The sequence below is a fragment of the Streptomyces sp. NPDC006134 genome (genome assembly GCF_040628835.1).
Lineage (GTDB): Bacteria > Actinomycetota > Actinomycetes > Streptomycetales > Streptomycetaceae > Streptomyces.
Genome location: NZ_JBEXTV010000001.1, coordinates 60,964 through 87,573, shown reverse-complemented (window position 1 = coordinate 87,573; position 26,610 = coordinate 60,964). Strand labels below are relative to the sequence as shown.

The window sequence follows — 26,610 nt, the reverse complement described above, 5'->3', positions numbered from 1 at the left end:
ATGGCACCATGAGCGCGATGAACGAGGGGGAGGCGGGCGGTGCCGCCGTCGGTTCCGATTTCCTGCAGCTCGACGTCCGGGACGCGCCGGACGGCGGCAAGGCGGACTGGCTGGCCGGGCGGCTGCGGCAGGCGATGGCCGACGGCCGGCTCGCGGTGGGCAGCAGGCTGCCGCCCACCCGGGTGCTCGCCGCCGAACTGCGCGTCTCGCGCGGGGTGGTGACGGAGGCGTACCGGCGGCTCGCCGAGGAGGGCCACCTCCAGGGGCGCCGCCGCGGCGGCACGGTGGTGGTCGCGGCCCCCGTCGCGCAGCCGCCCGCCGCCCCGCCCGCCGGACCGTCCGCCGCCCCGCCCGTGGTCCACCCCCCGGAGCCCGGCGCGCTGTTCGCGGGGGAGCCGGGCGCCGCCGTGTTCGACGCGCTGCGCGCCGCCCCCGCCCGCGCGGTGCTGCTCACCCCCGCCCACCAGTTCCCCACCGGCGTGGTGACCGGCGGCGGGCGCCGCCGTGAGCTGCTGCGCTGGGCGGTGGACGGCGGGCTGATCCTGGAGGACGACTACGACGCGGAGCACCGCTACGACCGGCCGCCGGTCCCGGCGCTGCGCGCCCTGCTGGCCGACCGGGTCTGCTACATGGGCAGCGTGTCCAAGCTGCTCGCGCCCGCGCTGCGGACCGGCTGGATGGTGCCGCCGCCCCGCCACCGGGACGCGCTGACCGAGGCCAAGCGCTTCACCGACCTGGGCAACGCCGTGCTGCCGCAGCTCGTGCTGGCCCATCTGATGGAATCCGGCGACCTGGAGCGGCACCTGCGGCTGCTGCGCGGCCGTCACCGGCGCCGCCGCGACGCGATGATCGGCGCCCTCGCCGCGCACCTGCCGGGCGCGGTCGTGCACGGTGCCGCGGCCGGCCTGCACCTGACCGTCACCTACCCGCACGACGTGCCCGACACCGCGCTGGCCGCCGCCGCGCTCGCCCGGGGCGTGAAGTGCCAGCCGCTGTCCTGGCACCGGCAGCGGGCGGGCCGCCCCGGCCTCGTCCTCGGCTACGCGGCCACCCCGCCCGGCGTGATCGCCGAAGGGGTGACCGCGCTCGGCGAGGCCCTGCGCGACCTGGCCTGACGCCCGGGGCGGGCGGCCTCACCGGCCGCGGAGGACATCGGCACACCGGCTGCCGGTGAGCACGGTCACGGTCCGGGCGGCGCGAGGGACCCGACGCGTTCCCCGCACGCGTGGCGGGCCTTGCCCTGGGCCGGGACCGCCGGGACGCCCCGGCGACGGGCGGGCAGCCGGCGGTGGCCGGCGCGGTGACCGTGAGGGTTCACCGGGCCGAGCCCTGCGGAATGATCGCGTCATGACTGAGATCGTGCTGATGTCGGAACCTGGCCACCTGTCGGGCAGCTCGCTTCATGAAGCGCGAGGTCAACCGCCGAGGGCGCCGACGAACTGCTGTACGGCCTCAAGCACGGGCAGACCGACGGCGCCCGCCAGCGACGCTACCCCGGCTACGGTCGTCAGTGCCCGATGCAGGCGAGAAGGGTCCGTTTGCTCGGCCGCCTCCAGCGCTGGAAGGTGCTCGTCGATCAGTCGCTGGTTTTGGTCGGAGACCTGTGTGCGCAGCTCTCGTACGGCGCTCAGAAGCTGGCTGTGAGCCTCTGAGCCGATCCCGGAGCCGTAGACTCTGTTGGTGCCGGTGTTGTAGTTACCCACCTGGTAGATGCGGTCACCGAAGTGGTAGTCACCGCTCATCGGCCAGCCCTCCCGATGTTGTGGTTACCGATCTGCTGGATCCTGTCACCGATCTGCAGGTTCTCGACCGTGACCTGGAACTCCGCCTGCGGGTCGTCGATCGCGTCCGTAATTTTGCGGACGAGGTCGTCGACGACGGCGCGGCTTTCGCTTGCGATCAGGGTGGAGGGCGGCCCGGAGGTTTCGATCACCAGGGCGTAGAGGATCTTCCTTGTGCAGATCTCGGCCATCGCCAAGATCAGGAAGAGGTAGAAGATGATCCCACCGACTTTCACTGTCCAGGTGAGAAATACCACGGGCCCCCACTCGGGGAAGATGCCCAGGAACCATAGTGCGATCACACCGAACAGCGTCATCGCGATGCCGATCCCGAATGCCTTGCCGGCTTCCTCGGCGCGCCGGGGCGGTATCTCCGCCGTTCTGGCGCGGGCGATGTTCTGTAGTGGGTAGGCGTCGCCGTCCAGCCACAGGACGCGACGACTGACGCGGACGTTGACTAACTCTCTTCTCGGCACCAGGCCCCCATGATTCCTGAGTGCTTATAAGGTCAGCATCCTAGGGCGTCAACCAAGCAAAGGGAAAGAGGTTGATTCATGCGGCCCGGGGGGCGGATTGCCCTGTGGGCCAGGCCGTCTTGGAGGAAGGGTGTCGTTGCCGCGCAGGTGAGCGGTTGCGCGGTATGTCCCAGATAAAAGATCGAGGAGCGCGCTGAAGCGAAGTGCCGGCAATCGACGGCAGCGGGGCAACCGGGGCGTGCAACGCCACCGTGCCCCTGGTGTGGCCGACGGCGTCCTTCGCACCCGAGAGTCCCGTGCCGTGCAGTCGTTGCGGTTGCCGGTGACCGGCCGGCCGACGGCGACGACGAGCCGGGTGCCGGCGTCGATGACGGACTGCTCGGCAACGGTCGTGGACCGGGCGAGTCGCGCGGAAAGCCGATCACCGGCCGGGGGCCCGGCCGGTACAGCCGTCGGGTGCTGCTTCACCGCGAGGGCGACGCGGACCGCGCCCGCCCACACCAGGGCGGCTCCCAACAGATGGAGGACGACCGCCACCGCGGGCAGCGAGGTCAGGGACTGGACCACACCGACCAACCCCTGCACCAGGAAGACGGCGAGGAACATCCCGGTGCGCCTGCGGGCCGGGGAACCGCCGGGCAGAGCGGTGAACAGCAGACCGCCCAGGACGAGGCATCCCGCCGCGATCACACCGTGCACCACGGTGACGCCCGCCCAGTCGAAGGGCATCCGGTGCACATCGGAGGAGTCACCCGCGTGCGGCCCGGAACCGGTGACCGCCGTGCCACCACGAGCGGCAGAGCCGTGGCGGCCGGCAGGGACCGGCTCAGGGCGACGGCGCGCCGCGGCAGGGCGGCCGGCCCGGGCACCTCGGGCTCCGGACCCCGCACGCGTTCCCAGGTGACCACCGCCGCGGTCAGCAGCAGCGTCGCGGCGAGGAAGTGCGCGGCGACGACGTACGGGCTGAGCCGCATCCATACGGTGACGCCGCCGACGACGGCGTTGAGGACGATGACCCAGAACTGGGCCCATGCCCCGCGCAGCACCGCGCGCGAGGGCTCACGCTGCAGCCGTGCCGCGATGATGAGCCAGCCGACCACCACGCACAACGCGCCGGTCAGCAGCCTGTTGCCGAACTCGATCGCACCATGCACGCCCATCTCGGCCGTGGGCGCCAGGCTCCGGCTGGTGCACGAGGGCCACGTCGGGCAGCCGAGCCCGGATCCGGTGACCCGCACGACACCGCCGGTGACGATGATCGCGACGGCCGCTGCCATCGACGCCACCGCGGCCACGCGCAGGCTGCGCGGCCCCCATGTGTACCGGCTGGCCAACCAGGACAGCGGTGTCCGCACGACGACTCCTCGCTGACGACGCGTGTATCACCCGTGGCCCACCCTGGCCAGGGCCGCGGGGTCCCCGGCTGCCGCCCTCCGCCTGGAACGGCGTGCGTCCGCCCGGTGCGCAAGTGGCCGTCCGGGTGGGCACGTCGTCCGGACCGCGCGACGCGCTGTTCCGGCTTGAGGCCCGGCTCCGCCCTTCGGGGAACCGGGCGGTTCGGGGCGGCGTCCTTCCACGCGTCCGCACGATCGGCTCGCTGAAGGACGCATCCGTGACCGGTACGGCCGCCCGCCACCTCTATCTCGCCCGTCACGGCGAGGCAACGCCGGACGAGAGCGCGTTGACGGATGCGGGGCGCCGCCAGGCCGTCCTGCTGGGGGAGCGGCTCCGCGGGGTCCCGTTGGCGGCGATCCACCACGGGCCCCTCGCCCGTGCCGAACAGACCGCCCGGCTGATCGGTGAGCAGCTCGACGGGGTTCCCCGCCGCCGTTCCGAAGCGGCCGGCGACTACCTCCCGTACCTGCCGGCGCGCGACGAACTGCCGCCGGAGGCAGCCGACGCCTGGACCGGGTTCCTGCACCGGTTCACGGCCGAGGAACGCGAGCGGGGCCCCGCGCTGGCGGCGGCGGCACTCGCGGAATTCACCGGCACCGTCGCCGGAGACGAACCGCAGCACGAGCTCGTCGTCACCCACGACTTCCTCATCGGCTGGCTCGTCCGGGCCGCCCTCGACGCGCCGAAGTGGCGGTGGCTGGGCCTCAACCACGCCAACGCGGCCCTGACCGTCATCCGCTACTCACCCGGCCGTCCCCCGGCGGTCCTCCTCTTCAACGACACCGGCCACCTCCCCGCCGGGCTCCGCTGGACCGGCTTTCCGCAGGAGCTTCACGTCTGAGGCCCGTGGCCGAGACCCGTGGCCGAGACCCGTGGCTGGGACCGGTGGCTGGGACCGGTGGCCGGACCCGTCGGGGTCCGGCTTCTCCCGGTCGCCTCACCGGCCGGGAGAGTCCACCGGTGTCACCGGCACCCCTCCGGCCGCCGCGCCCAGCAGGGTCAGCCGCACCTCGCCCGGCCCGGACGGGGTGGTGCCGTCGGCGAGGACGGCCAGCGCGAGGGTGTTGGCGCCCCGGGTGCGCAGGATGCCGTTGGGCAGGGCGACGGGGCGGCGCGGGCCCGCGTCGTTGACGTACTCGCCCATGTTCCAGCCGTTGAGGAAGACCTGGACGCGGTAGGCGCGGCCCGGGTCGTCGTCGAGGACCAGGCCGACGGAGGCGTCGACGTCCCGGGGCACCGACAGCCGGAACTCCGTCCGGTACCAGGTGACCCCCTGCCGCCGGTCGCCGCGCGGGAAGGCGGTCTCCTCCCAGCCGCCGTCGTCGTGGCCCGGCAGGTGCCAGCCGTGCCGTTCGCCGTACAGGCCGCCGTTGTTGAGCGGCCCGCGCACCGGGTCGGGGGCGCCGGCGCCCCGCAGCCGCCACCGGACCTCCGGCGACGCGCCCTGGAAGAAGGCGCCGGTCAGGCCGCGGGCCGCCTTGTGGGTGCCGCGGCCACCGCCGTCCTGGCCGTGCGCGGTCCGCCGGACCAGGACGGACAGGACGGGAGTGTCGTGCGGCCGGTCCCGCAGCCGTTCGCGCAGCCCGGCCGGCAGGCGGAAGCGGGCGGTCGCCGCCCAGGTGTCCTTGCCCGCCGGGTTCTCCTCCGGCGGCGGCATCCGGTGGGTGCCCAGCGGCTCCCCGTCCAGCCAGGCCATCAGCAGCCCGCCGGAGCCGGTGCGGTAGGCGAGGGAGACGGACGTCAGGCCGGCCGCCCCGGTCAGGCGGCCCCGGTACCACACGTCGCCGTAGTGGTAGCCGTAGTCGTCGGCGAAGAGGACGGGCTGCGCCTTGGGCACGGGCGTCGTGCCGTGCGAGGTCTTCCGCACCGCCGCCGTCCAGTCCCCGTCGTCGAAGCCGGGGCGGGCCTCCGGGTTCTCCGTCCTGCGGCGCCAGCCGCCGAGCGCGGGCAGCACCACGTGCGGCGCCCCGGGCAGCGGCCGCAGGGCGGTCAGGCCGCCGGAGCGGCTGGTGCGGACGGGGCGCGCGGTGCCGTTCCAGGTCACGTCCGTGACGCCGCGCGGCCCCCACACCTCCAGCCCGTTCTCCTCGGTCGTGTCGCCGGTGAGCCGCACCGTGCCACGGTCCACGGAGGCGGACCGCAGCAGCGCCGGGCCCTGGACGAGGAGCGGGCCCGACGGGGTCCGGCACGGCCACAGCCGCAGCGAGGTCTCGTCGTCGGCGAACAGCAGCAGCAGGGGCCGCTCGGAGCCGCCGCCGTCGATCCGCACCCGGATCAGCCCGCCGTCGCCGAGCGGCGCCGTCACCTGGAGCCGGCCGCGGTCGTCGTACGCCCACGCCGCCTCCTCGTCCAGCCGCCAGGGCCGGGGCGTGGCCGGGAAGTCCAGCACGACGTGCGCCATCTCGCCGCGCCGCCCCGTGAACACGGCGATGTCCCGCTCCCCGGCGGACAGGAACACCATCGGCTGCGCGGTGGAGTACGCCAGCTTCCGCCCTGCGCCCAGCGGCAACCCGGCGACCAGCAGCTTCGCGTCGCGGGCCGGGACGGTGACGGGTACGTCGATCCCGGTGCCCGGCAGCGGGGAGGAGACGTCGGCGGCGGAGTCGTTGCGCACGACGTACACGTGGGTGCCGGTGTCGGGGTTGGCCAGGTGGGCGACCGCCAGCCGCTCGTCGGCCCCGCGCACCTCCGCCGCCCGCTCCAGCCGGGCGAAGTCCGGTACGTGCCGCAGCAGATGGCCGATCTGGTGCGTGGCCGCGAGTTCGTCCGTCGGCTGCCGTCCCGCGTCCAGGGCCGCCCCGCGGTCGTACGCGGCGGGGGCGCCCGGCGCGGCCAGCCACCCCCACGAGGTGCCGCCGAACGCCAGCAGGGCGCCGGGCAGCGCGGCCCCGTCGGCGAGGCGGGCCAGCCCCAGCCGCCGCACCCCGGCGGCACCGTGCGCCGCGGTCTGTTCGGCGTACCCGCTCACGAGGGGTACGTCGACGCCGTCGGCGCGGATCTTCGCCCGCAGGTGCGCCGCGTACGCGTCGGCGTCGGCGGTGTCCGGGGCCTCCTCCGGCTGGTAGAGCAGGACCGTGCCCCGGCCCCGGGTGTACAGGTGCCGGACGGCGACGGCGTCGACGGCCGCCAGCCACGCGTCGGCGTGCCGCAGGTACGCCGGGTCGGTGGTCCGTGCCCGGCCCCGGGCCGCCGTCAGCCAGCCCGGGAGCCCGCCCGCGTCGAGACCGGCGCCCAGGTACGGGCCGGGCCGCAGGATCACGTACAGCTCGCACTCGGCGGCCGTGCGCAGGAACAGGTCCAGGTCGCGCACGCCGGTGAAGTCGTGGCGGCCGGGCGCGGGGGAGTGGACGTTCCACGGGACGGGGACGCTCACCGCGTTGAAGCCGTACGCGCGCATCTTCTCCAGCACGTCCCGCCACAGCGACGGGCTCGGCAGCCGGAAGTAGTGCATCTCGCCGGGCCACAGCACCAGGCGCCGGCCGTCCACCAGCAGCGAGTGCCGGTCGAACCGGACGTCGTGCCGCCGCCCGTCCGCGGCCGGCGGGGCGGGCGGGGCGCCGGTGGGTACGCCGGAGGACGCGCCGGACCCGGCCACGGCCCCGCTGCTGCCGCCGACACTGCCGCCGAGCGCCAGGCCGAGGACGGCGGTGCCCGCGAGGCCGCCGAAGGTACGTCTGCTGAGCGCCAAGGGAGCGCCTCCTCTTGCCTGTCCTGCCGCGGTGCGCGCCCGCGTCGATCGTGTGCGGGGGCCATTGTCCACAGCGGGCGGTGCCCGGGTCACACGAGGTACGGTCGAAAGACCGCGCGGACCAGGCACGTTGACCCCTGCGGGGGTGAGTACACGTACTCATGTGCGCGGTGGACGGCGCCCGGCAGGCTGCACGCATGCGCCTGCCATTCCTTCCCAAGCCCGTCGTGACGGCCGCGTTCGGCTGCCTGGTCCTGTCCCTGTCCCTGTCTCTGTCCGGCTGCGGCGGCGAGCCGGCCGCCACCGGCCGGACCCCCGCGACGAGCGCCGCCCCGGCGGCGGACCCCCTCGCTGCCGCGGCCGGCGCCGACGACCCGGAGCTGCGGGCCTTCGCGATGCTGACCCGCGTCATGGAGAGCTGCGACCCGGACGCCCCCGACGGCGGCGACGGCAGCGGTGGCGTGCCCGAGCCCGAGGATCTGCCGGGCTGGGAGGGCGGGGCCACACCGTCGTACGGGACCGGCGGGACCCCGTCGGGCGTCCCGGACGCGAAGGGCGAGATACCGGTTCCCCTGGACGCCCCCGCGCCACCGAAGTCGTCACCAACCCCCAGACGGCCCGGACCGGTCGGGGAAGTGCCGCTGGCGGACGGCGACAAGTGCGACGGCGAGGCACACGCGCGGCGCATCGGCGAGGCATTCGGCGGCACGGGACCGACCGGTCACCGGGAGATCCGTGAGAAGCTGACGGGCCTGGACTACCTGCCGTCGTGGATCCACCGGATGCCGGACCGGGCGGGCGCCCCCCGGGCCCGGCTCGACCTGCGCTTCATGGGCAGCCAACTGGCACTGGAGATCACCGGCACCGGCGACGGGGTGACCGTCGAGGCGTTCGGGGCTCCGGAGACGGAGGACGTGCGGGTGACCGACGTCGTGCGGAAGCGGGACAACGGAGGCGGACGGGCGTGAACAGGCGGCGGCGGAAGAAACTGGCGGCCCGGCTCGTCGGGGCGGCGATGCTCGGCGAGACCGCCGACGTACGCCGCCTGCTGCGCGCCGGGGCCGACCCGAACCGGCCCGACGCCGACGGCACGACGCCCCTGTACGCGGCCTCGGTCCACGGCGCCGCCGACACCGTCCGCCTGCTGCTCGGGGCCGGAGCCGCCCCCGACCTCGAGAGCGGCCACGGCTCGGAGGGCACGCCCCTGTGCGGGGCCGCCTGCTGGGGCCACACCGACGCCGTCCGCGCCCTCGTGGAGGGCGGCGCCGATCCGGGCCTGCGGGAGGACCACGGCACCGGGTACACCCCGCTGGAGTGGGCCGTGAAGGGCGGCCACGCCGAGACGGCGGCCCTGCTGCGGGCGGCGTCTACCGCAGGTGGGTGAGGAAACCGGCCCAGGAGGTGGGGGAGAGGGTGAGGTGGGGGCCCTGCCTGCCCTTGGAGTCGCGGACGTGGACGGTGTGGGGGCAGGCGGCTATTTCGACGCAGTCGCCGTCGCCACCGCTGCTGTAGCTGGATTTGCGCCAGGAGAGGGCGACCTCTGCGCAGTCGTCGCCCGAGGCGCTGCTGTAGGTGCTCTTGAACCAGGCCAGTTCCGGGGCGCTCATAGGTCTCCTCGCATTCGTTGCAACAGAGTCATGGAGTCCTGGAGGGTGAGAGCCTGTGAACGCATCCTGGCATACCGCCTCTGGAGTACGCCGACCACTTTTACGTCGGTGAGCAACTGCCCGCTTTCTTGGCCTTCGTCGTACGCGAACCACTTGTTCGCCGACGTCTCCAGCAGCCGGATGGGCCCTTGCAGCCCGGAGTGTGACGTCCGTACCAGCGGCATCACCTGGATCTCGACGTTGCGCAGCTCGGCGGCCATCGCCCGTACGTACGCCTCCGTCTGCAACAGCCCCGGCACCATCCGGCACTCGTACGTGTACAACGTGATCGCCACCTGCTCCAGCCGCGCCCACTGCCGGAACCACGCCGCCAGCCCCGGCTGCCGTGCCAGATGAGCCGACGTCCTCCGCAGTGCCCCCGTGTTGCCCAGTGCCTCCTCCGCCCGTTCCACGAACGCCGGGTCGGGCATCCGTCTGCCCAGCTCCACCGACGCCACCGTGTGCTTGGAGTACCGGACCAGCTCGCCGAGCTCCTTCCGGCTCAACCCCGCGTGTTCCCGCAGTCCTTGGACCATCGCCCCGAAGGTCCGCAGGCTGTCCGACGACTCAACGACCACTGCCGGTCACCTCCCACAGTCCCGGCCATGGTCACGGAAGGTGACACGTACTGTCCAGATCGTGACCGCGCACGCTGCCGCAGCGTACGTGGTGCCGACCTGGAGAAGTGCCGTCCCGGCAGGCCGGATTGGGCGCATGACAGCACCGCCTTCACGCCGACGCCCGGTTACCGTACGTGTGTTCACCCAGCGGCTGAGCTCCACGCCGCGCGGCGCCCGGCTCGCCCGGCGCCTGGCCGCCGCCCAGCTCGACGCCTGGGGCCTCCCGCACGGCACCGAGGCCGCCGACGCCGTCGTCGCGATCGTCGCCGAGCCGGCGGCGAACGCCGTCACCCACGGCCGCGTCCCCGGCCGGGACTTCGAGCTGCGGCTCTCGCTCGTCACGGGCGGCGTCCGTATCGAGGTGACCGACACGCACGGTGGCCCGCCGTGTCCGGAGGTGCGGCCCACCGGTGGCCTCGACGAGTGCGGCCGGGGTCTGTTCCTGGTGGACGCGCTCGCCGACCGCTGGGAGGTGCTGCGGCGCGATCCGTCGCCGGGAAAGACGGTCCGCGCGGAGGTGGACGTGCCCGGCTGGCTGTCCGTGGTGCGCGGAAGCTGCGCGAACCATTGACGCGCACGGGGAGGGGGCCTACGTTCCGTCCGAACTGGCGATCCATGTTCGACATTCCGAACAGGAGTCCTCCCCATGAGCCGCAAGAGCCGCATGAGCCGCACCAGAACCACCCTCCTCGCCCTCCCCTCAGCCGCCCTGCTCGCCCTCGTCCCCACCACGGCGTCGGCGTACCCGAACCCCGGCCGGGTCACCGGCTCCGTCGTCACCCACGACCCGACGATGATCCGCACCTCGTCGGGGCAGTACCTGCTCTACGCCACCGGCGGCGGCATCAGCAGCAAGACCTCCTCCGACCGCACCGCCTTCTCGGCCGGCGCCGACGCCTTCTCGTCCCGGCCGGGCTGGTGGCGGACCTATTCCTCGGTCCCGGAGTCCTGGGCGCCGGACATCTCGTACCACGGCGGCAAGTACCTGATGTACTACTCCGTCTCGTCGTTCGGCTCGAACACCTCGGCCATCGGGCTGGCCGGTTCGACGACGGGCCTGCCGGGCAGCTGGACCGACTACGGCGTCGTCTACACCTCGAACGCGTCCAGCGACTACAACGCCATCGACCCCAACCTCTTCGTCGACGACGACGGGAAGTGGTGGCTGTCCTTCGGCAGCTGGTGGACCGGCATCAAGATGATCCGGATCGACCCCGCCACCGGGAAACAGCTCGCCTCCGACACCACCCGCTACTCGCTCGCCTCCCGCCCGACCGGCACCAAGGCCGTCGAGGCCCCCTTCATCGTCAAGCGGAACGGGTACTACTACCTCTTCGCCTCGTACGACACCTGCTGCGCCGGGACCAGCTCGACGTACAAGGTGAAGGTGGGGCGGGCCACCAAGGTCACCGGGCCGTACCTCGACAAGAACGGCGTGTCGATGATGAACAACGGCGGCACGCCCGTCCTGGAGTCGCACGGCAGCGTCGTCGGCCCCGGCGGACAGTCGATCATGAAGGACGTCGACGGGGACCTGATCGTCTACCACTACTACGACGCCAACGACAACGGCACGCCCAAGCTCGGCGTCAACCTCCTGAACTGGAGCAGCGGATGGCCCGTCGCCTACTGACCCTGCTGGCCGCGCTGCTGCTCGCGCTGTCGCTCGGGCAGCCGTCCGCGAACGCGGCCTCGTTCACCAATCCGGTCAAGCCGGTCAAGGGCGCCGATCCCTGGATCTCGTACCACGACGGCAACCACCACCTGGTGACGACGAGCTGGACCGACGTCATCACCATCCGCAAGGCACCCACCCTGGCCGGGCTCGCCACCGCGCCCGGCGTGCAGGTCTGGAAGGGCGACGCCGCCTCCCGGTGCTGCAACATCTGGGCGCCCGAGCTGCACTTCCTCAACGGGCGCTGGTACCTGTACTACGTCGCCGGGCAGAACGTGTCCGACTACAACCCGACGCAGCGCAGCCACGTCCTGGAGAGCGCCGGGTCCGATCCGATGGGGCCGTACACCTACAAGGGGCAGCTCAACTCCGCCTGGATGCTGGACCCGAGCGTGCTGAACGCGGGCGGCCGGCTGTACATGCTGGGCAGCACGCACGACGGGACCCAGAACATCGTCATCGCGCCGATGGCGAACCCGTACACTGTCGGCGGCCCGTACCGGACGATCTCCACACCGACGTACGCCTGGGAGCGGCAGGGCGGCGCGGTCAACGAGGGGCCCGAGGTGCTCCAGCGCGGCGGGCGCACGTTCCTCGTCTACTCCGCCAGCGGCTGCTGGACCCCCGACTACAAGCTGGGACAGTTGGAGCTGACCGGCTCCGACCCGCTGGCCGCGTCCTCCTGGACGAAGAAGTCCACGCCCGTCTTCCAGCGCAGTGACGCCAACGGCGTCTACGGGCCCGGCCACAACGGCTTCTTCACCTCCCCGGACGGCCGGGAGAGCTGGATCGTCTACCACGCCAACGACGGCGCGGGCGAGGGCTGCGACAACGGGCGGACGACCCGGGCGCAGAAGTTCACCTGGAACGCGGACGGCACGCCGAACTTCGGCACGCCGGTCCGTCTGGGCGCCTCGCTCACCGGACCGTCCGGGGAGCCGGCCGCCTCCTCCGGCACGTACACGCTCACCAGCCGCAGCAGCGGCAAGTGCCTGGAGGTGGCGGGCGGTTCGGCCGCCGACGGGGCCGACGTCCGGCAGTGGGCGTGCGGTGGCGGCGGCCATCAGCGCTGGCGGCTGGAGGACCTCGGCGACGACACCCACCGGCTCGTCAACGCGGCCACCGGGAAGGTGCTCGACACCGAGAACTGCTCCGGTGCCGACGGGGCCGACCTCAGGCAGTGGTCCTGGCTGGACAACACCTGCCAGCGGTTCCGCTTCGTGGCCACCGACGGCGGCCACGTCCGGATCGTCAACCAGGCCACCGGCAAGGTGGCCGACGTCGCGGACTGCTCCACCGCGGACGGTGCCGACGTACGGCAGTGGACCTGGCTGAACAACGCGTGCCAGCAGTGGAGGCTCACTCCCGCGTAGTGCCCGCGGAACCTCCGCCGGGGGTGGCCCGTGCCCGACGGCACGGGCCACCCCCCCCGGGACGGATCGCGGACCGGCGCCGAGGAGGAAACCGCGTGGAGGAGCGAGGAGCGCGGCCGAGGCGTGGTCCCGCGTCACCCGCCGGCCGGCCGGGAACGCGCCTGCCCGCGCCGACGCGTCGGTCCCGTCCGCCCGTCCTCGGGCCGGGACCGGGACATCAGGGCGGCTGGGGCAGGGCGATGCCGGTGGGCACGGTGGCGCGACCCCGCGCAGCCGCCGCGTTCACCGGCCCGCGGGGCCTCGGTCCGGAGCACGCGCAAACCGGAGCGACGCTTTCGGCAAGTTCACGCTCCGCGGGCCCGGTCGCCGCGCGAATCCAGCAGTTCACCGCACGGTCGGCGGCACTTCCGGGCGCGGGCGAAGGGCGGAGCTACTGAATCGGTTCCGCGTCGCCCGGAAGGCCTCACCCGATCAGCGGCCCGGTCGATAAATTCGCCGCATGACCAGTTCCCGCCGCTTGGCGAAAGCCGTCATCCCGGCCGCCGGACTGGGCACGCGATTCCTTCCGGCGACCAAAGCCGTGCCGAAGGAAATGCTGCCGCTGGTGGACAAGCCGGCCATTCAGTACGTGGTGGAAGAGGCTGTCTCGTCCGGCCTCTCCGACATCCTGATGGTGACGGGGCGGAACAAGCGCCCCGTGGAGGACCACTTCGACCGCGGTTTCGAACTCGAGACCACGCTGCGGGAAAGAGGCGAGGACACCAAGCTGTCCCGGCTCACCTCTCCCGCTTCTTTCGCGAACATCCACTATGTGCGCCAGGGAGACCCGCGGGGACTCGGCCACGCGGTGCTGCGGGCGGCGTCCCACGTCGGCGACGACCCCTTCGCGGTCCTCCTCGGCGACGATCTGATCGACCCCGGGGATCCGCTGCTGGCCCGCATGGCCGAGGTCCGCGACCGGTACGGCGGCAGCGTGCTGGCCCTGATGGAGGTCGCCCCGCACGAGACCTCCCGGTACGGGTGCGCCGCGGTCACCGAGACCGGCGAGGACGACGTCCTGCGGGTGACGGCGCTGGTGGAGAAGCCGTCTCCGGACCGGGCGCCGAGCCGCTACGCGGTGCTGGGCCGCTACGTCCTCGACCCCGGCGTCTTCGGCGTTCTGCGCCGCACCGGGCCGGGGCGCGGGGGCGAGATCCAGCTCACCGACGCCCTCGACACGATGTGCGGGACCGGGGTCGCGGGCCCGGTCCACGCGGTGGTCTTCTCCGGGCGCCGCTACGACACCGGTGATCCCGGCGAATACCTGCGCGCCGTGGTCCGGCTGGCCTGGGAACGCGAGGACCTGGGTCCGGATTTCCGGCGGTGGCTCGGCGAATTCGTTGCCTCCCGCACGCGCCCTCCGGCAGCCGTGGAAGACCTGGAAGCCGCTTGAGGAGAAGGGAATACGGAAAGGAGTCCTTGTGGATCTGGAACTCGCCGGAAAGGTGTACGTCGTCACCGGTGCGTCGGCCGGGATCGGCGCGGCCGTCGCGCAACTGCTGGCCGCCGAGGGCGCCCGCGTGGTCGGTGTGTCCCGTCGCGCCGAGAAGTGCGATCCGGATGACGGAAACATATGGGCATTCGCCGCGGACGTCACCGATCCCGAGGCCGCCGAGCGCATCGCCGAAGCCGCGCTGAGCCGGTACGGGCGTATCGACGGCCTGGTGAACAACGCCGGTGGCCTGACGTCCCGTACGGGTTTCCTCGACACCACCGACGCCGACTGGAAAGCCTCCTTCGAGCTGAACCTGCATGCCGCGGTGCGGATGACCCGGGCGGTGCTGCCGACGCTCGTCGGGCAGCGCGCGGGAAGCATCGTGCACATCGCGAGCGAGGCCGCCCGCTTCCCGGCCCCGCCCCTGCTGGACTACGCGGCGGCCAAGACGGCGCTGCTGTCGGTCTCGAAGTCCCTGTCGGCGGAGTTCGCGCCCGTGGGCGTGCGTTCCAACGTCGTCTCCCCGGGCCCGACCCGCACCGAGCTGTTCGACGCGCCGGGCGGCTTCGCCGAGCAGCTCGCGCAGCGCTACGGCACCTCTCCCGACGAGGCCGTGGACCGCTTCATCCGCGAGGAGCGCCGGCTGCCGATCGGGCGCATCGGTCACCCGCGGGGCGTGGCCGCGGTCGTCGCCTATCTGCTCTCCCCCCTGGCCCGCCAGGTCACCGGCGCCGAATGGGCCGTCGACGGCGGCGCGCTGCGCCAGATCTGACGTCCTCCCGCAGGCACCGCCTCACCCCGGCAAGCGATCGCCCTTCCCCTGCCCGCCCCATCGACCTTGAGTGAGGTGTACATGACATCCCGTTCCGCGGTGTCCGCGCGCGAGACCGCCGCGTCCCTGGACCGCCGCTCCCTCCTCGCCCGCGGCGCCGCCCTCGCCGGCGGTGTCACGGCGGCGGCCGCCGGGCTGACCACCGCCGCCTCTCCCGCGCACGCCGCCGAGCCGTACGAGACGGGCGCGCTCATCGGCCCCGACGACCCGCGCTACCCGCTGCTGACCACGGGGAACAACCAGCGCTACGTCGCCCGGCCCGACTACGTGAAGATGATCCGCTCGACCCAGGACGCCGAACGCGCGCTGAGCGCCGCCCACCGGGCCGGCAAGCGGGTCTCCGTGCGCAGCGGAGGCCACTGCTTCGCCCCGCTGGTGTGCAACCCGGAGGTCGAGGTGATCCTGGACTTCTCGGAGATGACGGACGTCGGCTACGACCCGGCCAGACGCGCCTTCTACGTCGAACCCGGCGCCCGGCTGCTCAACGTGTACGAGGCGCTGTACAAGGGCTGGGGCGTCACCATCCCCGGCGGCATCTGCTACAGCGTCGGCGCCGGCGGCCACATAGCGGGCGGCGGCTACGGACTCCTCTCCCGCGCCCACGGCCTGGTCGTCGACCACCTGTACGCGGTGGAGGTCGTCACCGTCGACGAACGGGGCCGGGTGCGCACCACGGTCGCCACCCGCGAGGCCGACGACCCCGCCAGGGACCTGTGGTGGGCGCACACCGGCGGGGGCGGCGGCAACTTCGGCCTGGTCACCCGCTACTGGTTCCGCTCGCCCGACGCCAGGGGCACCGCCCCCGAGGACCAGCTGATGTCCCCGCCCTCCAAGGTCCTGGTCCACGCGGTCGACCTGCCCTGGGAGGACCTCGACGAGGCCCGGTTCACCCGGCTGCTGAAGAACTTCGGCGCCTGGCACGAGGCCAACAGCGCACCGGACTCCCCCTACCGGCACCTGTCCAGCCTCTTCAACGTCAGCTCGCGGGCCCATGGCAGCCTGGGCATGTTCACCCAGGTGGACGCGACCGTGCCCGGCGCCCGCAAGCTGCTGGACGACTACTTCGCCGCGATCACCGCCGGCACCGGCCTGACCGCACGGCCGATGGCCAAGGGCAACGGGGAGATCCCGCACCTGCCGGACCTGGCGGAGCCCCGCGTGATGCCGTGGCTGAACGCCGCCCGGCTGGTCGGCACGAACAACCCGACCATCACCGACCCCACGTCCCGGGCCGCGCACAAGTCCGGCTACATGCGCCGCAACTTCAGCGACCAGCAGATCGCCGCCCTGTACAAGTACATGACGCGGCCCGACTTCAAGAACCCGGACACCATGCTCGTGCTGTTCTCCTTCGGCGGCCGGGTCAACGCGGTCGCACCGGACGCCACGGCGAACGCGCAGCGCGACTCCGTGTTCAAGATGACCTTCCAGACCTTCTGGCCCGACGCGCGGGACGACGATTTCCACCTGGACTGGATCCGCGGCCTGTACGCCGAGTTCTTCGCCGAGACCAAGGGGGTCCCGGTGACCGACGGCCGCACGGACGGCTGCTACATCAACTACTGCGACACCGACATGGCGGACCCGCGCCACAACCGCTCGGGCATCCCCTGGCACACCCTCTACTACAAGGACAACTACCCCCGGCTGCAGCAGGTCAAGAAGCGCTGGGACCCGGGCTGCTTCTTCCGCCACGCCCTGTCCGTCGAGCCGGCCGGGACGTGACCCCCACCGCCTCGGTCCGACATCCGAATCGGGAGACACCTGATGCGAACCGTCGCCGTGGTCCTGGGCACCCGCCCGGAGGCCATCAAACTCGCCCCGGTGATACACGCTCTGCGGGGGGACCCCCGTTTCGAGCCGATCGTGATCTCGACCGGCCAGCACCGGGAGATGCTGGACGAGACGATGCGGGAGTTCGATCTGAGCCCCGACATCGACCTGGCGGTCATGGTCCCGGGACAGACGCTCTCGCAGACCACCTACCGCGCGCTGCGCGAACTGGAGGGACAGCTCGACTCCCTCAAGCTGGAGGCCGTGCTGGTGCACGGCGACACCGCCACCACCATGGCCGGCGCGCTCGCCGCCTTCCACCACCGGATCCCGCTGATCCATGTGGAAGCGGGCCTGCGCAGCGGGTTCCTCGGGTCGCCCTTCCCGGAGGAGGGCAACCGCCGCATGATCGCCCAGATCGCGGCGCTGCACCTGGCCCCCACCCCGGGCAACAAGGCGAACCTGCTGAGCGAGGGCATCGCCGAGGAGACGATCGCGGTGACCGGCAACACGGTCATCGACGCCCTGCACTGGGCCGGGAACAAGGCGGACAGCTTCGGCCACCCGGCGCTGGAGGACCTGGACACCGACACCCGCAAGGTCGTCCTCGCCTCCGCGCACCGGCGGGACGCCTGGCCCCACCTGCCGCAGATAGCCCGCGCCTTCGCCGCCATCGCCGACGAGCCCGGCACCCGTGTCGTCGTACCGCTGCACCGCAACCCGGCGGTGCGCGAGGCGGTGCTGCCCGAGATCGAGGGCCACCCGGACATCACCGTCGTCGACCCGCTGCCGTACCTGAACTTCTGCCGGCTCATGCGGCGCGCCGACATCATCCTGTCGGACAGCAGCGGCGCCCAGGAGGAGGGCCCGGCGCTGGGCAAGCCGACACTGGTGATCAGCAACGTCACCGAGAGGTCGGAGGCCGTGGTCGCGGGCACCGCCCGGCTGGTCGGCACCTCCTACGACGGCGTGTACACCCACACGGTCGAGCTGCTGCGGGACGAGGAGGCCTACGCGCGGATGGCCTCCACCGCCAACCCGTACGGTGACGGGCGCGCCACCCGGCGCACCGTCGACGCGATCGCGCACTTCTTCGGCGACGGCCCGCCGGCCGAACCGTTCGTGCCGGAGACCGAGACCGAGACCGCGACCGAGACCGAGACCGAGACCGCGACCGAGACCGACGAGCTGAGCCTGGAGCCGGCCCGGACAGCGGAGTTCGCGCGCTCATGACGGAACCGGTGACCACTCGGACCATGGACGCCGGTGCCGTGGGCGCGGTGCGCGCCCTGGACCTCGGCGGCGGCCACGTCACGGCGACCGCGGTGGCGGACGCGCGCGAGTACCGGGTCGACGGGCGGGCGATCGTCGTCAACTGCGGGACGCGCGACGCGTACGTCGCCGAGTCCCCACGCCGGCCGATCCCCCCGCTGACCTCGACGACCGTGACCGACACGGTGATCGGCGAGGCCGGGCTCCTGCTCGTGCTGCGCACGGACGACGAGGACGCGGCGGACATCGGCGGCATCACGCGGACGCCGGGCTGGGCCCGGCTCGGCGAGCTGCTGGGCGACCGGATCGCGGACGGGCCCGGCACCACCGGCGGTGTGCCGTTCGACGCGCGGATCCCGCTGTGGCGGGGCCCGCAGGAGACCGCCGGACGGGTCGCGTTCGACCCGGCGCACATCCTGCGCGAGACCCCGGTCCCCGGAGCCGCGGAGCTCTTCGAGGTGCGGGTGAACCTGTGGTTCGCCCCGGCGGGGACCGACTGCTTCATCCACAACCGGCACGAGTTCATCGAGGTCCACACGCAGGTGGCCGGCCGGGGGCGGATGCAGAAGTTCCGGCGGCAGGACCACGGCACGCTCTACCAGGACCTGCCGATGAGCCCCGGATACACCACGCCGGACCCGTTCTGCTCGCTCGGGCCGGACGGTGCCTTCGTCTACCCCTGGCACCAGTACCACGCCGACACCGACTGCGTGTGGCTGGCGATCGAGTACCACCGCTTGGCGCGGTGACCGTTCAGCGGAGTGAGGACATGAGCGACATCAGGATCCCGAAGTTCACCCCGGAGCTGGTGGCCGGCCAACTGCGGGACGGCTACTGGCTGGAGGCCCCGGACATCGACGGGGACGGCCGGCCCGACCTGTTCGGCTACGGGCTGCGCCTGGGCGAGATCTACTGGTACCAGAACGACGGCGAGTGGACCCGGCGCCTGGCGGCCGACGGCTTCCGCATGCCGGTCGGCGCGGACTTCGCCGACGTCAGCGGCAACGGCTCGCCCGACATCATCGTCTGCTACGAGCTGTACGGGCCGATCGGCACCATCGTCGACCCCGACCCGCAGGGCGGCAAGATCGCCTGGCTGGAGAACCCGGGCGCGCCCGACAAGGACCCCACGCGCTGGACGAAGCACTACGTCGGCCGCGCCACCGGCATGCACCGGCTGCGGGCGGGCTACTTCACCCAGTCGGAGCGGCTGGAGATCATCGGTCTGCCCATCGTGGCCGAGGCCGACGTGCACGCGGTGCTGCCGGTGGTGCTGTTCACCCAGCCCGATGACGTGCTGACCGCCGGGGAATGGCCGATGACGGTCATCGACGACACGAACTTCCGCATGATCCACGGAGCGGAGAAGAAGCGGGGGCTCATCCCCGGCTCGGACCGGGACTCGCTGCTGCTGGCCTCCGACGAGGGGGTCACCTGGCTGTACTACGACGCCGAGCGCGGCGAGTGGGTCCGCGAACACATCGGCGCCGGCGAGCTGACCCAGTTCGAGCGGACCGGTTTCCGGGGCAGCGGTGACCTGGACGCCGGGCGGCTGGGGGACGACCCCATGGCGTACGTCGCCGCGGTGGAGCCGTTCCACGGCAACACGGTGGCCGTGTACACCAAGCGGGAGGACGGGACCGGCTGGCAGCGGACGCTGCTGGACGTCTACGGCGACCCGAACGAGAACGGCGAGGGACCCGGCCACCAGATCGTGTGCGCCGACTTCGACGGCGACGGCGACGACGAGTTCCTGGTGGCGCTGCGCGGCCCGTGGCCCTGGCAGGGCGTCATGTACTACAAGGCCGTCGACGCGGCCAAGGGCATCTGGACCAAGTGGCGGGTGTCGGACGAGTCCGTCGCGCGCATCGCCACGGCCGACTTCAACGGCGACGGCCGGCTCGATTTCGCCACCATCGCGTACTCGGTGCAGAACTACTACGTGGCCGAGGACGCGAAGATCGTCGTTCACCGCAACGAGACCGACACGGCCGGCGGCACCGCCGGGTAAGGCGCGCGCCGGAGGTCCGGGGCGGTCGCGACAGGCCGCCCCGGACCGTTTCCCCCTGGCGACAGGGGTTCTCCGAGACCGGGAAAGGCCCCACAGGAGCTTCATCTCATGAGCATGTCCACAGTGCGTTCCGCCGCGGACACCGGGCCCGCGGGTCCGGCCCGGCTGCCGTCGCTGACCGGCCTGAGGTTCTTCGCGGCACTGCTCGTCTTCCTCTTCCACACCTCCCTGTCCAACTCGCCCATCCCGCCCAACGACCCGATCAACCCGTTCGCCGACGCCGGTATCGCGCACGCCTACGAGAAGGCGTTCCTCAACACCGGGTACATCGGGGTGTCGTTCTTCTTCGTGCTCTCCGGCTTCGTGCTGACCTGGTCGGCCCGTCCGGGGCAGTCCGCACGCGCCTTCTGGCGCCGCCGGATGACCAAGATCTTCCCGAACCACGTCGTGGTGTTCACGGCCTCGCTCGTCCTCTTCGCCGGGGCCACGATCACGTCCGTCGGGCAGTGGCTGCCCAACCTGCTGCTGGTGCACACCTTCTTCCCGCAGCCGGAGATCAACCTCAGCATGAATCCGCCGAGTTGGTCCCTCGGCAGCGAGTTGCTGTTCTACCTGCTGTTCCCGCTGCTGATCGTGCCGGTGCGCAGGCTCCGGGAGGGCGCGCTGTGGGGCTGGGCGGCGGTCATGGTCGCCGGCACCGTGGTGGTCCAGCTCGTCTCGACGTACCTGGTGCCGGACACCCCCAAGTCGGCGATCACCCCGATCTCCGACAAGCAGTTCTGGTTCGGCTACCTGTTCCCGCCGGGCCGCCTGTTCGAGTTCGTGCTCGGCATCCTGCTGGCGCGTATCGTGCTGGCCGGCCGCTGGCCGCGGTGGATGGGCACCGGCGTGTCGCTCGCGCTGTGCGCGCTGGGGTACGCGGCCGGGTTCGTCGTGCCGTTCCCGTACACGTTCGTCGTCGCGACGATCGTCCCGATCGGCGCGCTGATCGCCTCGGTGGCGGCGGCCGACGTCGCCGGGCGCGCCACCTGGCTGCGCAGCCGGCCGATGGTCTGGCTCGGCGAGGTCTCCTTCGGGTTCTACCTCGTGCAGGGCGTGTCCATCTTCTACCTGCGGTCCCTGCTGGACGGCGCCACCTACGGCGTGCCCGTGGCGCTGCTGGTCGTCGCCGGGTTCTTCTGCACCTCCCTGCTGGGCGGCTGGCTGCTGTACCGGTTCGTGGAGATGCCGGCCATGCGCCGCTTCAGCCGCAGCCGCAAGGCGGTCCGCCCGGCACCGGCCGAGCCGGTCGTCGCGGCCGAGCCGGCCGCCCCGGCCGAGCCCGCCGGGCCGCGGCCCACGTCGCTGGGCGCCCACTGAACTCCGGGAGCACGGGCGGGGGACCGGGAACGACCCGGCCCCCCGCGCCGTGTTCTGCGCCCGGCCCCTCACACGTCGGCCGGGGCGAGCGGCACGCCGGCCGCGGAGAACTCGGCGAGCAGCCGGTACGAGGACAACCGGTCCCGCGGGTCACAGGCCAGCGTGTTGACCATGATCTCGTCGACGCCGTGCTCCTCGGCCAGCGCGGCGAGCCGCCGTACCACCTGCTCCGGTGTCCCCCACACCAGGGAGGCCCTGTGGACGGCGGCGCGCTGCACCTCCAGGGAGGTCCAGCGGTGGCCGACCGCCTCCTCGGGGGTGGGCAGCGGGAGGTCCTCGCCCAGGTCCTTGCGGCTGCGCCACAGGAGGACGCTGTGCGCGAGCGCCTCGGCCCGGTCCTCGCTCTCGGCGGTGACCACGCGCACCGCCAGGACGCCGCCCGGTGCGGGCCGGCTCGCCCGCTCGGCGAAGGCCGTACGGTAGGCGGCGAGCGACTCCCGCGCGGGACGGGGGTCGAGGAAGTGGGCGAACGCGTAGTCCGTCCCCAGCTCCCCCGCGAGCGCGGCCGACCCGCCGCCCGCGCCCAGCAGCCACATCCGCGGCGGCACGGGCGGGACCTGCGTCCCTTCCCCCGCTTCCGGCCCGGCACCGTCCATGCCGAGGAGCACCCGCAGCGCCCGCACCCGCTCGGGGAAGTCGTGCGCCGGACCGCCCGCACGGCCGAGGCCCAGGTCGACCCGGTCCGGGTACAGCGAGGCCAGCACGCCGAAGACCTCGGCGACCTTCACCGGCGAGTAGCGGGGCAGCAGCACCCCGCCGGTGCCCACCCGCATCCGGCCCGTGCGGGCCAGCAGGACCGCCGCCAGGATCTCCGGGGCACTGCCGGCGAACCCCGGCGATCCGTGGTGCTCGGCCACCCAGTAGCGGACGTATCCCCACTCCTCGGCGGCCTGCGCCAGGTCGACCGAGGCGCGCAAGGCGTCGGCCGGGGTGAAGCCCGCGCCGACGGGCGACTGGTCCAGCACCGACAACCGCGGGACCATCGGCGCTCCTCCTCTCACTGTCCCGCCCGCACGACGGCGGGCACGATCCGGTAGTCGCGCTGGAAGACGAGGTTGTGCAGATCGCCGGTGGCGATGGCCCGCAGCGTGGGCACCTCGGCCGCGGCCTGCTCGGGGGTGAACACGTTCAGCGGCCAGTCGTGGACGGTCGCGCCCCGCAGGTGCGGGTGGTGGAAGCCCCGGCCGTAGAAGGCGAGCAGCGTGATGGGGGCGATCCGGGCCTCCCGCTGTTCGGGCCAGGACAGTGTCCACTCGGCCCCGAGCCCTCCGTCCGCGGTGCGCCGCACGCCGCTCGCCGTCACCTCGCCGGTGTTCAGCAGCAGGGCGGTGTCGAACTCCCGGAGGACCTGGACGGCGTAGGGGTGGAGCAGTTCCACGGCGTGCTCGAAGTGCCGTTCCTTGCCCCGGCGCGTGACCGTGTCGCCGCCCTCGCCGTGGGTGCCGTCCCGCAGGTCGGCGAAGTGCCGGGCCAGTGCGGCGAGGTGGGGCAGCTCGGTCTCGGTGTGTGCGGTGGTCATGTCGTCTCCTTCGGTGACGTGAGGTGCCGGCGCAGGGCCGTGCCGAGCCAGCGCCGCAGACGTGGGTCCCCCCGACCGGGGCCGTGACCGGCGAGGAAGACCGCGTGCGGGGTGTGCGGGAAGACCCGCAGCCGCACGGAGGTGCCCGCCTCGCGCAGCCGCCGGGCGTACTCCGTCACGTCGTCGCGGACCGGGTCGAGGTCCCCGACGGCGAGCACGGCCGGTGCCAGTCCGGCGAGCCGGCCGGCCTCCAGGGGGGTGCTGTACAGCGGTACGCCGCCACGTACGGCCGTACCCGCGCCGCCGCGGTACATCCGCCACGCCCGCCGCAGGTCGTCCGCGGCCGGGAACGCGCCCGGGTCGCGCGTGTAGGCGGGGGCGGTGCAGCCGGGGTCCAGCGGCGGGTAGGCCAGCACCTGCGCGGCCAGCGGCTCGTTCCGGTCGCGCCGGGCCAGGGCCGCGCAGGCGGCCAGCGTCCCGCCCGCGCTGTCCCCGCCGACCGCCAGCGGCTCGCCGCCCGCCTGCTCCTCGGCCCAGGCGAGGGCGGTGAGCAGGTCGTCGAGCTGGGCCGGGTGCCGGTAGCGGGGGGCGAGGCGGTAGCCGGTGCTGACCACGGTGCATCCCGACACCCGCGCCAGGTCCGTGACCGGCTGGTGCCAGTGCTCCAGGGAGCCCGCCTGCCAGCTGCCGCCGTGCGCCCAGACGAGCCAGCCGAAGGCGTCCGCGCCGGGGCGGTAGACCCGGACCGGGACGCGGTGCGTGCCGGCGTCGAGCCACAGCGCCTCCCAGGCGGGCCCGCCGGGCCGACGGCCGTCCGGGCGGGCCGCTACGGCCTCGCGGCGGCCCGGACGGTCGTCGTGCGGCGCGTACCGCCGGGCGTTACCGAGCACGGGAGGCCGCGCCGCGCAGGAAGACGGCGCTGGTGAGCACGCCCAGGAGCACGATGGCGGCGTTCACCGCGATCGCGACCTTCAGGCCGCCGAGGATGGCCGAGGCACCGGTGCCGGCCATCGCGGCGGTGGCGATGGCGCTCATGATCGGCGTGCCCATGGTGATGCCGATCTGCTGCGTCATGGTGGCGAGCCCGGTGGCCAGGCCCTGTTCGTGGTCGGCCAGCCCGGCGGTGGCGGTGACCATGAAGCCGACGATGACGAGCATGTTGCCGACGCCGCCGGCGAAGGTGGCGGCCAGCAGCAGCCACATCCACCCGCGGTCGTCGCCGAGGCCGAGCAGGGCCGCCGTGAACACCGTCTGCAGCAGTCCGCCGGCGATCAGCGTGCTCTTGCTGCCGATCTTCCCGATGACCTTCGGGGCGACGGAGCCGCCGACGACCGTGCCGATGCCCAGCACGCCGAAGGACAGGCCCGCGGCCAGCGGCGAGAAGCCCAGGACCTCCTGGAGGTAGAGGGTGAGCAGGAAGACCAGGGAGGTCTCGGTGAGGAAGGCGATCAGACCGGCGAGGTTGCCCCAGGCCACCGACCGCTTGCCGAGCACGCCGAGCGGCACCAGGGGCACCGCCACCTTGCGCTCGACGGCGTAGAAGACCAGGAGCAGCACGACACCGGCGGCCAGGGGCAGCAGCGCCGAGGACGAGCCCCAGCCGTGTTCGCCGGCCTGCGTGAGGCCGAAGACGATGGAGAGCAGACCGAGCGTGACACTGACGGCACCGGGCACGTCCAGCTTCGGGCGCTCGTCGGGACGGGACTCCTTGATGACGGTCGGCGCGGCGAGGAGAACGGCGAGGGCGACGGGCACGTTGATGAAGAACGCCCATCGCCACGACAGCAGGTCGGTCAGCAGACCGCCGAGGATGGCGCCGGCGGTGAACCCGGCGGACATCAGCGCGCCGTTCAGGCCGAGGGCCTTCTCGCGCAGCGGCCCCTCGGGGAACGACGTGGTCAGCAGGGACAGGCCGGCCGGGGTCACCGCCGCGGTGGCCAGGCCCTGGAAGACCCGCGCCGCGATCAGCACCTCGGGGCTCTGTGCCAGGCCGCCCACCAGCGAGGCCACGCCCAGTACCGCGAGGCCGCCGAGGAACAGCCGCCGGCGCCCGAACAGGTCGGCGACACGTCCGAACAGCAGGGTGAAGCCGGCCGCGCACAGGGCGAACGCGGTTCCGATCCACTGCAGGTGCGCCAGGGAGAAGCCGAGGCCCTCGCCGATCACCGGCAGGGCGACGTTCAGGATGGAGAAGTCCACGGCCAGCATGAACTGGGCCGCGAGCAGCAGCACCAGCACCAGCCGCAGCCGGGGGGTGAGGACGGCCGGGGCCGTACCGGCGGCCGCACCGGGGGCACCGGCAGGACCGGCCGTACCGGCGGCCGCACCGGCAGTACCGGCGGTTTCCGCATCGGTGATGGACATGAGGTCGGTATCCCTTTCTCTCGAGCGCGGGCGTCTTGCGCGCCGCTCGGGAAAGAGACTCGTCCGCGTCGGGGAGGCCAGCCAGAACCCTGTCTCGCACAGTCAGCGCAAGGGTGGTCATCTCATGACCACCCTCACCGCTCCCGACGGCCGTGACCCGCGGGCATCATGGACGAAGAGCCGCTCACCACCGCAGGCACCGTCGCCCGGCGACCGTGCGGCCGGGCACGTACGACACGGGAGGCATCGATGGACGCTCCGTCCGAGCTGGGAGACTTCCTCAAGTCCCGCCGTGCCGCACTCCGGCCCGAGGACGTCGGCATCACGCCGCATCCGACCCGCCGCCGCGTCACCGGGCTGCGCAGGGAGGAGCTGGCCATGCTCGCCGGCGTCAGCATCACCCACTACACCCGGCTCGAACAGGGCCGTGCCACGAGTGCTTCGGACACCGTGCTGGACGCGATCGCCCGCACCCTGCGGCTCACCGAGGACGAGACCGCGCACCTGAAGGACCTGGCCCGGCCCTCCGCCGCGTCCCGCCCGGCACCGCCGCGGGTGGAACACGCCAGTGCCTCCGCACGCCAGCTGCTGGCCGCGATGACGGACGTGCCGGCGCTCGTCCTGGACCGCCGCAACGACGTCCTCGCCTGGAACGTGCTGGGTCACGCCCTGCTCGCCGGGCACCTGCCGTCCGACAGCCCCGACACCCCGGGCGACCGCCCCAACCTGACGCGGATGCTCTTCCTGGACGAGCAGTACCGCGAGCTGTACACCGACTGGAACGAGGAGGCGCAGCTCGCCGTCGCCTCCCTGCGCCTGGTGGCCGGCCGCCACCCCGACGACCGCCGGCTGGCCGAGCTCGTCGGCCAGCTCACCGTCCAGTGCGACGAGTTCGCCTCCCGCTGGGCACGGCACCCGGTGCGCACCTGCACCTCGGGCGTGAAGCGGCTGCACCATCCGCTCGTCGGCGCGATGGACCTCAGCTTCGAGAACCTCGTCATCCCCGGTACGTCCGGACAGCGGCTGATCGCTTACACCGCCGAGCCCGGCTCGCCCTCCGAGGCGGCGCTCCGCCTGCTGGGCAGCGTGGCCGCCTCCGAGGGCTCGACGGACGAGGATGTCTCCCCGGCCGCGCGGCGCTGACGGCGCGCGCCTGCGGCCGGGACCGCCCGCCCGGCCGGGACCGGCCGGGCGGCCCGACGCGGACGACCTGGTGCGGACGGCCCGGTGCCGGCGGTCCGGTGGGGCGGGTGGTCCGGCGCGGGCGGCCCGGCGCGGACGAGACGGTCCGG

Annotated in this window: 25 protein-coding genes and 1 pseudogene; 15 read left to right on the top strand and 11 right to left on the bottom strand. The window is 73.1% G+C overall.

Annotation, left to right across the window (positions count from 1 at the left end; all coding sequences use genetic code 11):
• Positions 1–8: 8 nt before the first annotated feature.
• Entirely contained in the window at positions 9–1,115 is a 1,107-nt protein-coding gene (locus tag ABZ340_RS00435; RefSeq protein WP_358779494.1) for a PLP-dependent aminotransferase family protein, read from the top strand.
• Positions 1,116–1,415: 300 nt separating this feature from the next.
• Here ABZ340_RS00435 and ABZ340_RS00430 read toward each other — a convergent pair whose 3' ends face one another.
• The 4 genes and pseudogenes from ABZ340_RS00430 to ABZ340_RS00415 form a co-directional block, all read right to left on the bottom strand.
• Positions 1,416–1,742 (bottom strand): hypothetical protein, encoded by a 327-nt coding sequence (locus ABZ340_RS00430; RefSeq protein WP_358779493.1) that lies wholly within the window; start codon positions 1,740–1,742, stop codon positions 1,416–1,418.
• A complete protein-coding gene (locus ABZ340_RS00425) occupies positions 1,739–2,257 on the bottom strand; it encodes a DUF6232 family protein (RefSeq protein ID WP_358779492.1) in 519 nt (172 codons plus the stop codon). Before ABZ340_RS00425 ends, ABZ340_RS00430 begins: the two co-directional genes overlap by 4 nt.
• 259 nt (positions 2,258–2,516) lie before the next feature.
• A pseudogene (locus ABZ340_RS00420) lies at positions 2,517–2,635 on the bottom strand (IS5/IS1182 family transposase); the annotation flags it as partial.
• Positions 2,636–2,943: 308 nt separating this feature from the next.
• Positions 2,944–3,612, bottom strand: a complete 669-nt coding sequence (locus tag ABZ340_RS00415) for a COX15/CtaA family protein (RefSeq protein WP_358779491.1) — start codon at positions 3,610–3,612, stop codon at positions 2,944–2,946.
• A gap of 257 nt (positions 3,613–3,869) precedes the next feature.
• Here ABZ340_RS00415 and ABZ340_RS00410 point away from each other — a divergent pair, with 257 nt between their 5' ends.
• The gene (locus ABZ340_RS00410; protein ID WP_358779490.1) at positions 3,870–4,493 is read left to right on the top strand and encodes a histidine phosphatase family protein; all 624 of its coding nucleotides are present in this window, start codon (positions 3,870–3,872) and stop codon (positions 4,491–4,493) included.
• A 96-nt stretch (positions 4,494–4,589) separates the two neighbouring features.
• Here the strand turns inward: ABZ340_RS00410 and ABZ340_RS00405 are convergent, their stop codons facing one another.
• Positions 4,590–7,340: a beta-galactosidase gene (locus tag ABZ340_RS00405; RefSeq protein ID WP_358779489.1), complete on the bottom strand. Its 2,751-nt coding sequence runs from the start codon at positions 7,338–7,340 to the stop codon at positions 4,590–4,592.
• A gap of 197 nt (positions 7,341–7,537) precedes the next feature.
• Between ABZ340_RS00405 and ABZ340_RS00400 the strand changes: the two genes are divergently transcribed.
• Both ABZ340_RS00400 and ABZ340_RS00395 read left to right on the top strand, forming a co-directional pair.
• The gene (locus tag ABZ340_RS00400; RefSeq protein WP_358779488.1) at positions 7,538–8,308 is read left to right on the top strand and encodes a hypothetical protein; all 771 of its coding nucleotides are present in this window, start codon (positions 7,538–7,540) and stop codon (positions 8,306–8,308) included.
• Entirely contained in the window at positions 8,305–8,724 is a 420-nt protein-coding gene (locus ABZ340_RS00395) for an ankyrin repeat domain-containing protein (protein WP_358779487.1), read from the top strand. The genes ABZ340_RS00400 and ABZ340_RS00395 overlap by 4 nt, the downstream gene beginning before the upstream one ends.
• On the opposite strand, the gene ABZ340_RS00390 is transcribed toward ABZ340_RS00395, so the two are convergent.
• The gene (locus ABZ340_RS00390; protein ID WP_358779486.1) at positions 8,708–8,947 is read right to left on the bottom strand and encodes a DUF397 domain-containing protein; all 240 of its coding nucleotides are present in this window, start codon (positions 8,945–8,947) and stop codon (positions 8,708–8,710) included. The two genes, ABZ340_RS00395 and ABZ340_RS00390, sit on opposite strands and share 17 nt — an antisense overlap.
• Entirely contained in the window at positions 8,944–9,522 is a 579-nt protein-coding gene (locus ABZ340_RS00385; RefSeq protein ID WP_358779641.1) for a Scr1 family TA system antitoxin-like transcriptional regulator, read from the bottom strand. Before ABZ340_RS00385 ends, ABZ340_RS00390 begins: the two co-directional genes overlap by 4 nt.
• Before the next feature lie 178 nt (positions 9,523–9,700).
• Here ABZ340_RS00385 and ABZ340_RS00380 point away from each other — a divergent pair, with 178 nt between their 5' ends.
• The 10 genes from ABZ340_RS00380 to ABZ340_RS00335 all read left to right on the top strand — a co-directional run bounded on the left by ABZ340_RS00380 (position 9,701) and on the right by ABZ340_RS00335 (position 21,375).
• Entirely contained in the window at positions 9,701–10,177 is a 477-nt protein-coding gene (locus tag ABZ340_RS00380) for an ATP-binding protein (RefSeq protein ID WP_358779485.1), read from the top strand.
• A gap of 75 nt (positions 10,178–10,252) precedes the next feature.
• Positions 10,253–11,239: an arabinan endo-1,5-alpha-L-arabinosidase gene (locus tag ABZ340_RS00375; RefSeq protein WP_358779484.1), complete on the top strand. Its 987-nt coding sequence runs from the start codon at positions 10,253–10,255 to the stop codon at positions 11,237–11,239.
• Positions 11,221–12,654, top strand: coding sequence for a family 43 glycosylhydrolase (locus tag ABZ340_RS00370; RefSeq protein ID WP_358779483.1), 1,434 nt, complete (start codon positions 11,221–11,223; stop codon positions 12,652–12,654). The genes ABZ340_RS00375 and ABZ340_RS00370 overlap by 19 nt, the downstream gene beginning before the upstream one ends.
• Before the next feature lie 499 nt (positions 12,655–13,153).
• Positions 13,154–14,086 carry a UTP--glucose-1-phosphate uridylyltransferase gene (locus ABZ340_RS00365; protein ID WP_358779482.1) on the top strand — a complete coding sequence of 311 codons (933 nt, stop codon included), beginning with the start codon at positions 13,154–13,156 and terminating at the stop codon, positions 14,084–14,086.
• Positions 14,087–14,114: 28 nt separating this feature from the next.
• Positions 14,115–14,900: an SDR family oxidoreductase gene (locus ABZ340_RS00360; RefSeq protein ID WP_358779481.1), complete on the top strand. Its 786-nt coding sequence runs from the start codon at positions 14,115–14,117 to the stop codon at positions 14,898–14,900.
• 81 nt (positions 14,901–14,981) lie between these two features.
• Positions 14,982–16,685, top strand: a complete 1,704-nt coding sequence (locus ABZ340_RS00355; protein ID WP_358779480.1) for an FAD-binding protein — start codon at positions 14,982–14,984, stop codon at positions 16,683–16,685.
• Positions 16,686–16,727: 42 nt separating this feature from the next.
• The gene (wecB, locus tag ABZ340_RS00350) at positions 16,728–17,966 is read left to right on the top strand and encodes a UDP-N-acetylglucosamine 2-epimerase (non-hydrolyzing) (protein WP_358779479.1); all 1,239 of its coding nucleotides are present in this window, start codon (positions 16,728–16,730) and stop codon (positions 17,964–17,966) included.
• Positions 17,963–18,754, top strand: a complete 792-nt coding sequence (locus tag ABZ340_RS00345) for a hypothetical protein (RefSeq protein WP_358779478.1) — start codon at positions 17,963–17,965, stop codon at positions 18,752–18,754. The genes wecB and ABZ340_RS00345 overlap by 4 nt, the downstream gene beginning before the upstream one ends.
• A gap of 20 nt (positions 18,755–18,774) precedes the next feature.
• Entirely contained in the window at positions 18,775–20,016 is a 1,242-nt protein-coding gene (locus ABZ340_RS00340; RefSeq protein WP_358779477.1) for a VCBS repeat-containing protein, read from the top strand.
• A gap of 108 nt (positions 20,017–20,124) precedes the next feature.
• The gene (locus ABZ340_RS00335; RefSeq protein ID WP_358779476.1) at positions 20,125–21,375 is read left to right on the top strand and encodes an acyltransferase; all 1,251 of its coding nucleotides are present in this window, start codon (positions 20,125–20,127) and stop codon (positions 21,373–21,375) included.
• Between the two features lie 68 nt (positions 21,376–21,443).
• On the opposite strand, the gene ABZ340_RS00330 is transcribed toward ABZ340_RS00335, so the two are convergent.
• The 4 genes from ABZ340_RS00330 to ABZ340_RS00315 are packed head-to-tail and all read right to left on the bottom strand — an operon-like array spanning position 21,444 to position 25,318.
• Positions 21,444–22,418: an MsnO8 family LLM class oxidoreductase gene (locus ABZ340_RS00330; RefSeq protein ID WP_358779475.1), complete on the bottom strand. Its 975-nt coding sequence runs from the start codon at positions 22,416–22,418 to the stop codon at positions 21,444–21,446.
• A gap of 14 nt (positions 22,419–22,432) precedes the next feature.
• A complete protein-coding gene (locus ABZ340_RS00325; protein WP_358779474.1) occupies positions 22,433–22,954 on the bottom strand; it encodes a hypothetical protein in 522 nt (173 codons plus the stop codon).
• Positions 22,951–23,844, bottom strand: coding sequence for an alpha/beta hydrolase fold domain-containing protein (locus ABZ340_RS00320; RefSeq protein ID WP_358779473.1), 894 nt, complete (start codon positions 23,842–23,844; stop codon positions 22,951–22,953). The genes ABZ340_RS00325 and ABZ340_RS00320 overlap by 4 nt, the downstream gene beginning before the upstream one ends.
• On the bottom strand, positions 23,834–25,318 hold the full coding sequence (locus ABZ340_RS00315) for an MFS transporter (RefSeq protein ID WP_358779472.1): 1,485 nt from the start codon (positions 25,316–25,318) through the stop codon (positions 23,834–23,836). The genes ABZ340_RS00320 and ABZ340_RS00315 overlap by 11 nt, the downstream gene beginning before the upstream one ends.
• A gap of 249 nt (positions 25,319–25,567) precedes the next feature.
• Between ABZ340_RS00315 and ABZ340_RS00310 the strand changes: the two genes are divergently transcribed.
• Positions 25,568–26,461 (top strand): helix-turn-helix transcriptional regulator, encoded by an 894-nt coding sequence (locus ABZ340_RS00310; RefSeq protein ID WP_358779471.1) that lies wholly within the window; start codon positions 25,568–25,570, stop codon positions 26,459–26,461.
• The last annotated feature ends 149 nt before the right edge of the window (positions 26,462–26,610 follow it).

Excerpts from the sequence above, each read along its gene's own strand:
- ABZ340_RS00340 (WP_358779477.1), top strand. The coding sequence starts at position 18,775 with ATGAGCGACATCAGGATCCCGAAGTTCACCCCGGAGCTGGTGGCCGGC.
- ABZ340_RS00370 (WP_358779483.1), top strand. The coding sequence starts at position 11,221 with ATGGCCCGTCGCCTACTGACCCTGCTGGCCGCGCTGCTGCTCGCGCTG.
- ABZ340_RS00315 (WP_358779472.1), bottom strand. The coding sequence starts at position 25,318 with ATGTCCATCACCGATGCGGAAACCGCCGGTACTGCCGGTGCGGCCGCC.
- ABZ340_RS00390 (WP_358779486.1), bottom strand. The coding sequence starts at position 8,947 with ATGAGCGCCCCGGAACTGGCCTGGTTCAAGAGCACCTACAGCAGCGCC.
- ABZ340_RS00355 (WP_358779480.1), top strand. The coding sequence starts at position 14,982 with ATGACATCCCGTTCCGCGGTGTCCGCGCGCGAGACCGCCGCGTCCCTG.
- ABZ340_RS00335 (WP_358779476.1), top strand. The coding sequence starts at position 20,125 with ATGAGCATGTCCACAGTGCGTTCCGCCGCGGACACCGGGCCCGCGGGT.
- ABZ340_RS00310 (WP_358779471.1), top strand. The coding sequence starts at position 25,568 with ATGGACGCTCCGTCCGAGCTGGGAGACTTCCTCAAGTCCCGCCGTGCC.
- ABZ340_RS00380 (WP_358779485.1), top strand. The coding sequence starts at position 9,701 with ATGACAGCACCGCCTTCACGCCGACGCCCGGTTACCGTACGTGTGTTC.
- ABZ340_RS00400 (WP_358779488.1), top strand. The coding sequence starts at position 7,538 with ATGCGCCTGCCATTCCTTCCCAAGCCCGTCGTGACGGCCGCGTTCGGC.
- ABZ340_RS00385 (WP_358779641.1), bottom strand. The coding sequence starts at position 9,522 with ATGGTCCAAGGACTGCGGGAACACGCGGGGTTGAGCCGGAAGGAGCTC.
- wecB (WP_358779479.1), top strand. The coding sequence starts at position 16,728 with ATGCGAACCGTCGCCGTGGTCCTGGGCACCCGCCCGGAGGCCATCAAA.
- ABZ340_RS00430 (WP_358779493.1), bottom strand. The coding sequence starts at position 1,742 with ATGAGCGGTGACTACCACTTCGGTGACCGCATCTACCAGGTGGGTAAC.
- ABZ340_RS00325 (WP_358779474.1), bottom strand. The coding sequence starts at position 22,954 with ATGACCACCGCACACACCGAGACCGAGCTGCCCCACCTCGCCGCACTG.
- ABZ340_RS00435 (WP_358779494.1), top strand. The coding sequence starts at position 9 with ATGAGCGCGATGAACGAGGGGGAGGCGGGCGGTGCCGCCGTCGGTTCC.
- ABZ340_RS00330 (WP_358779475.1), bottom strand. The coding sequence starts at position 22,418 with ATGGTCCCGCGGTTGTCGGTGCTGGACCAGTCGCCCGTCGGCGCGGGC.
- ABZ340_RS00345 (WP_358779478.1), top strand. The coding sequence starts at position 17,963 with ATGACGGAACCGGTGACCACTCGGACCATGGACGCCGGTGCCGTGGGC.
- ABZ340_RS00375 (WP_358779484.1), top strand. The coding sequence starts at position 10,253 with ATGAGCCGCAAGAGCCGCATGAGCCGCACCAGAACCACCCTCCTCGCC.
- ABZ340_RS00365 (WP_358779482.1), top strand. The coding sequence starts at position 13,154 with ATGACCAGTTCCCGCCGCTTGGCGAAAGCCGTCATCCCGGCCGCCGGA.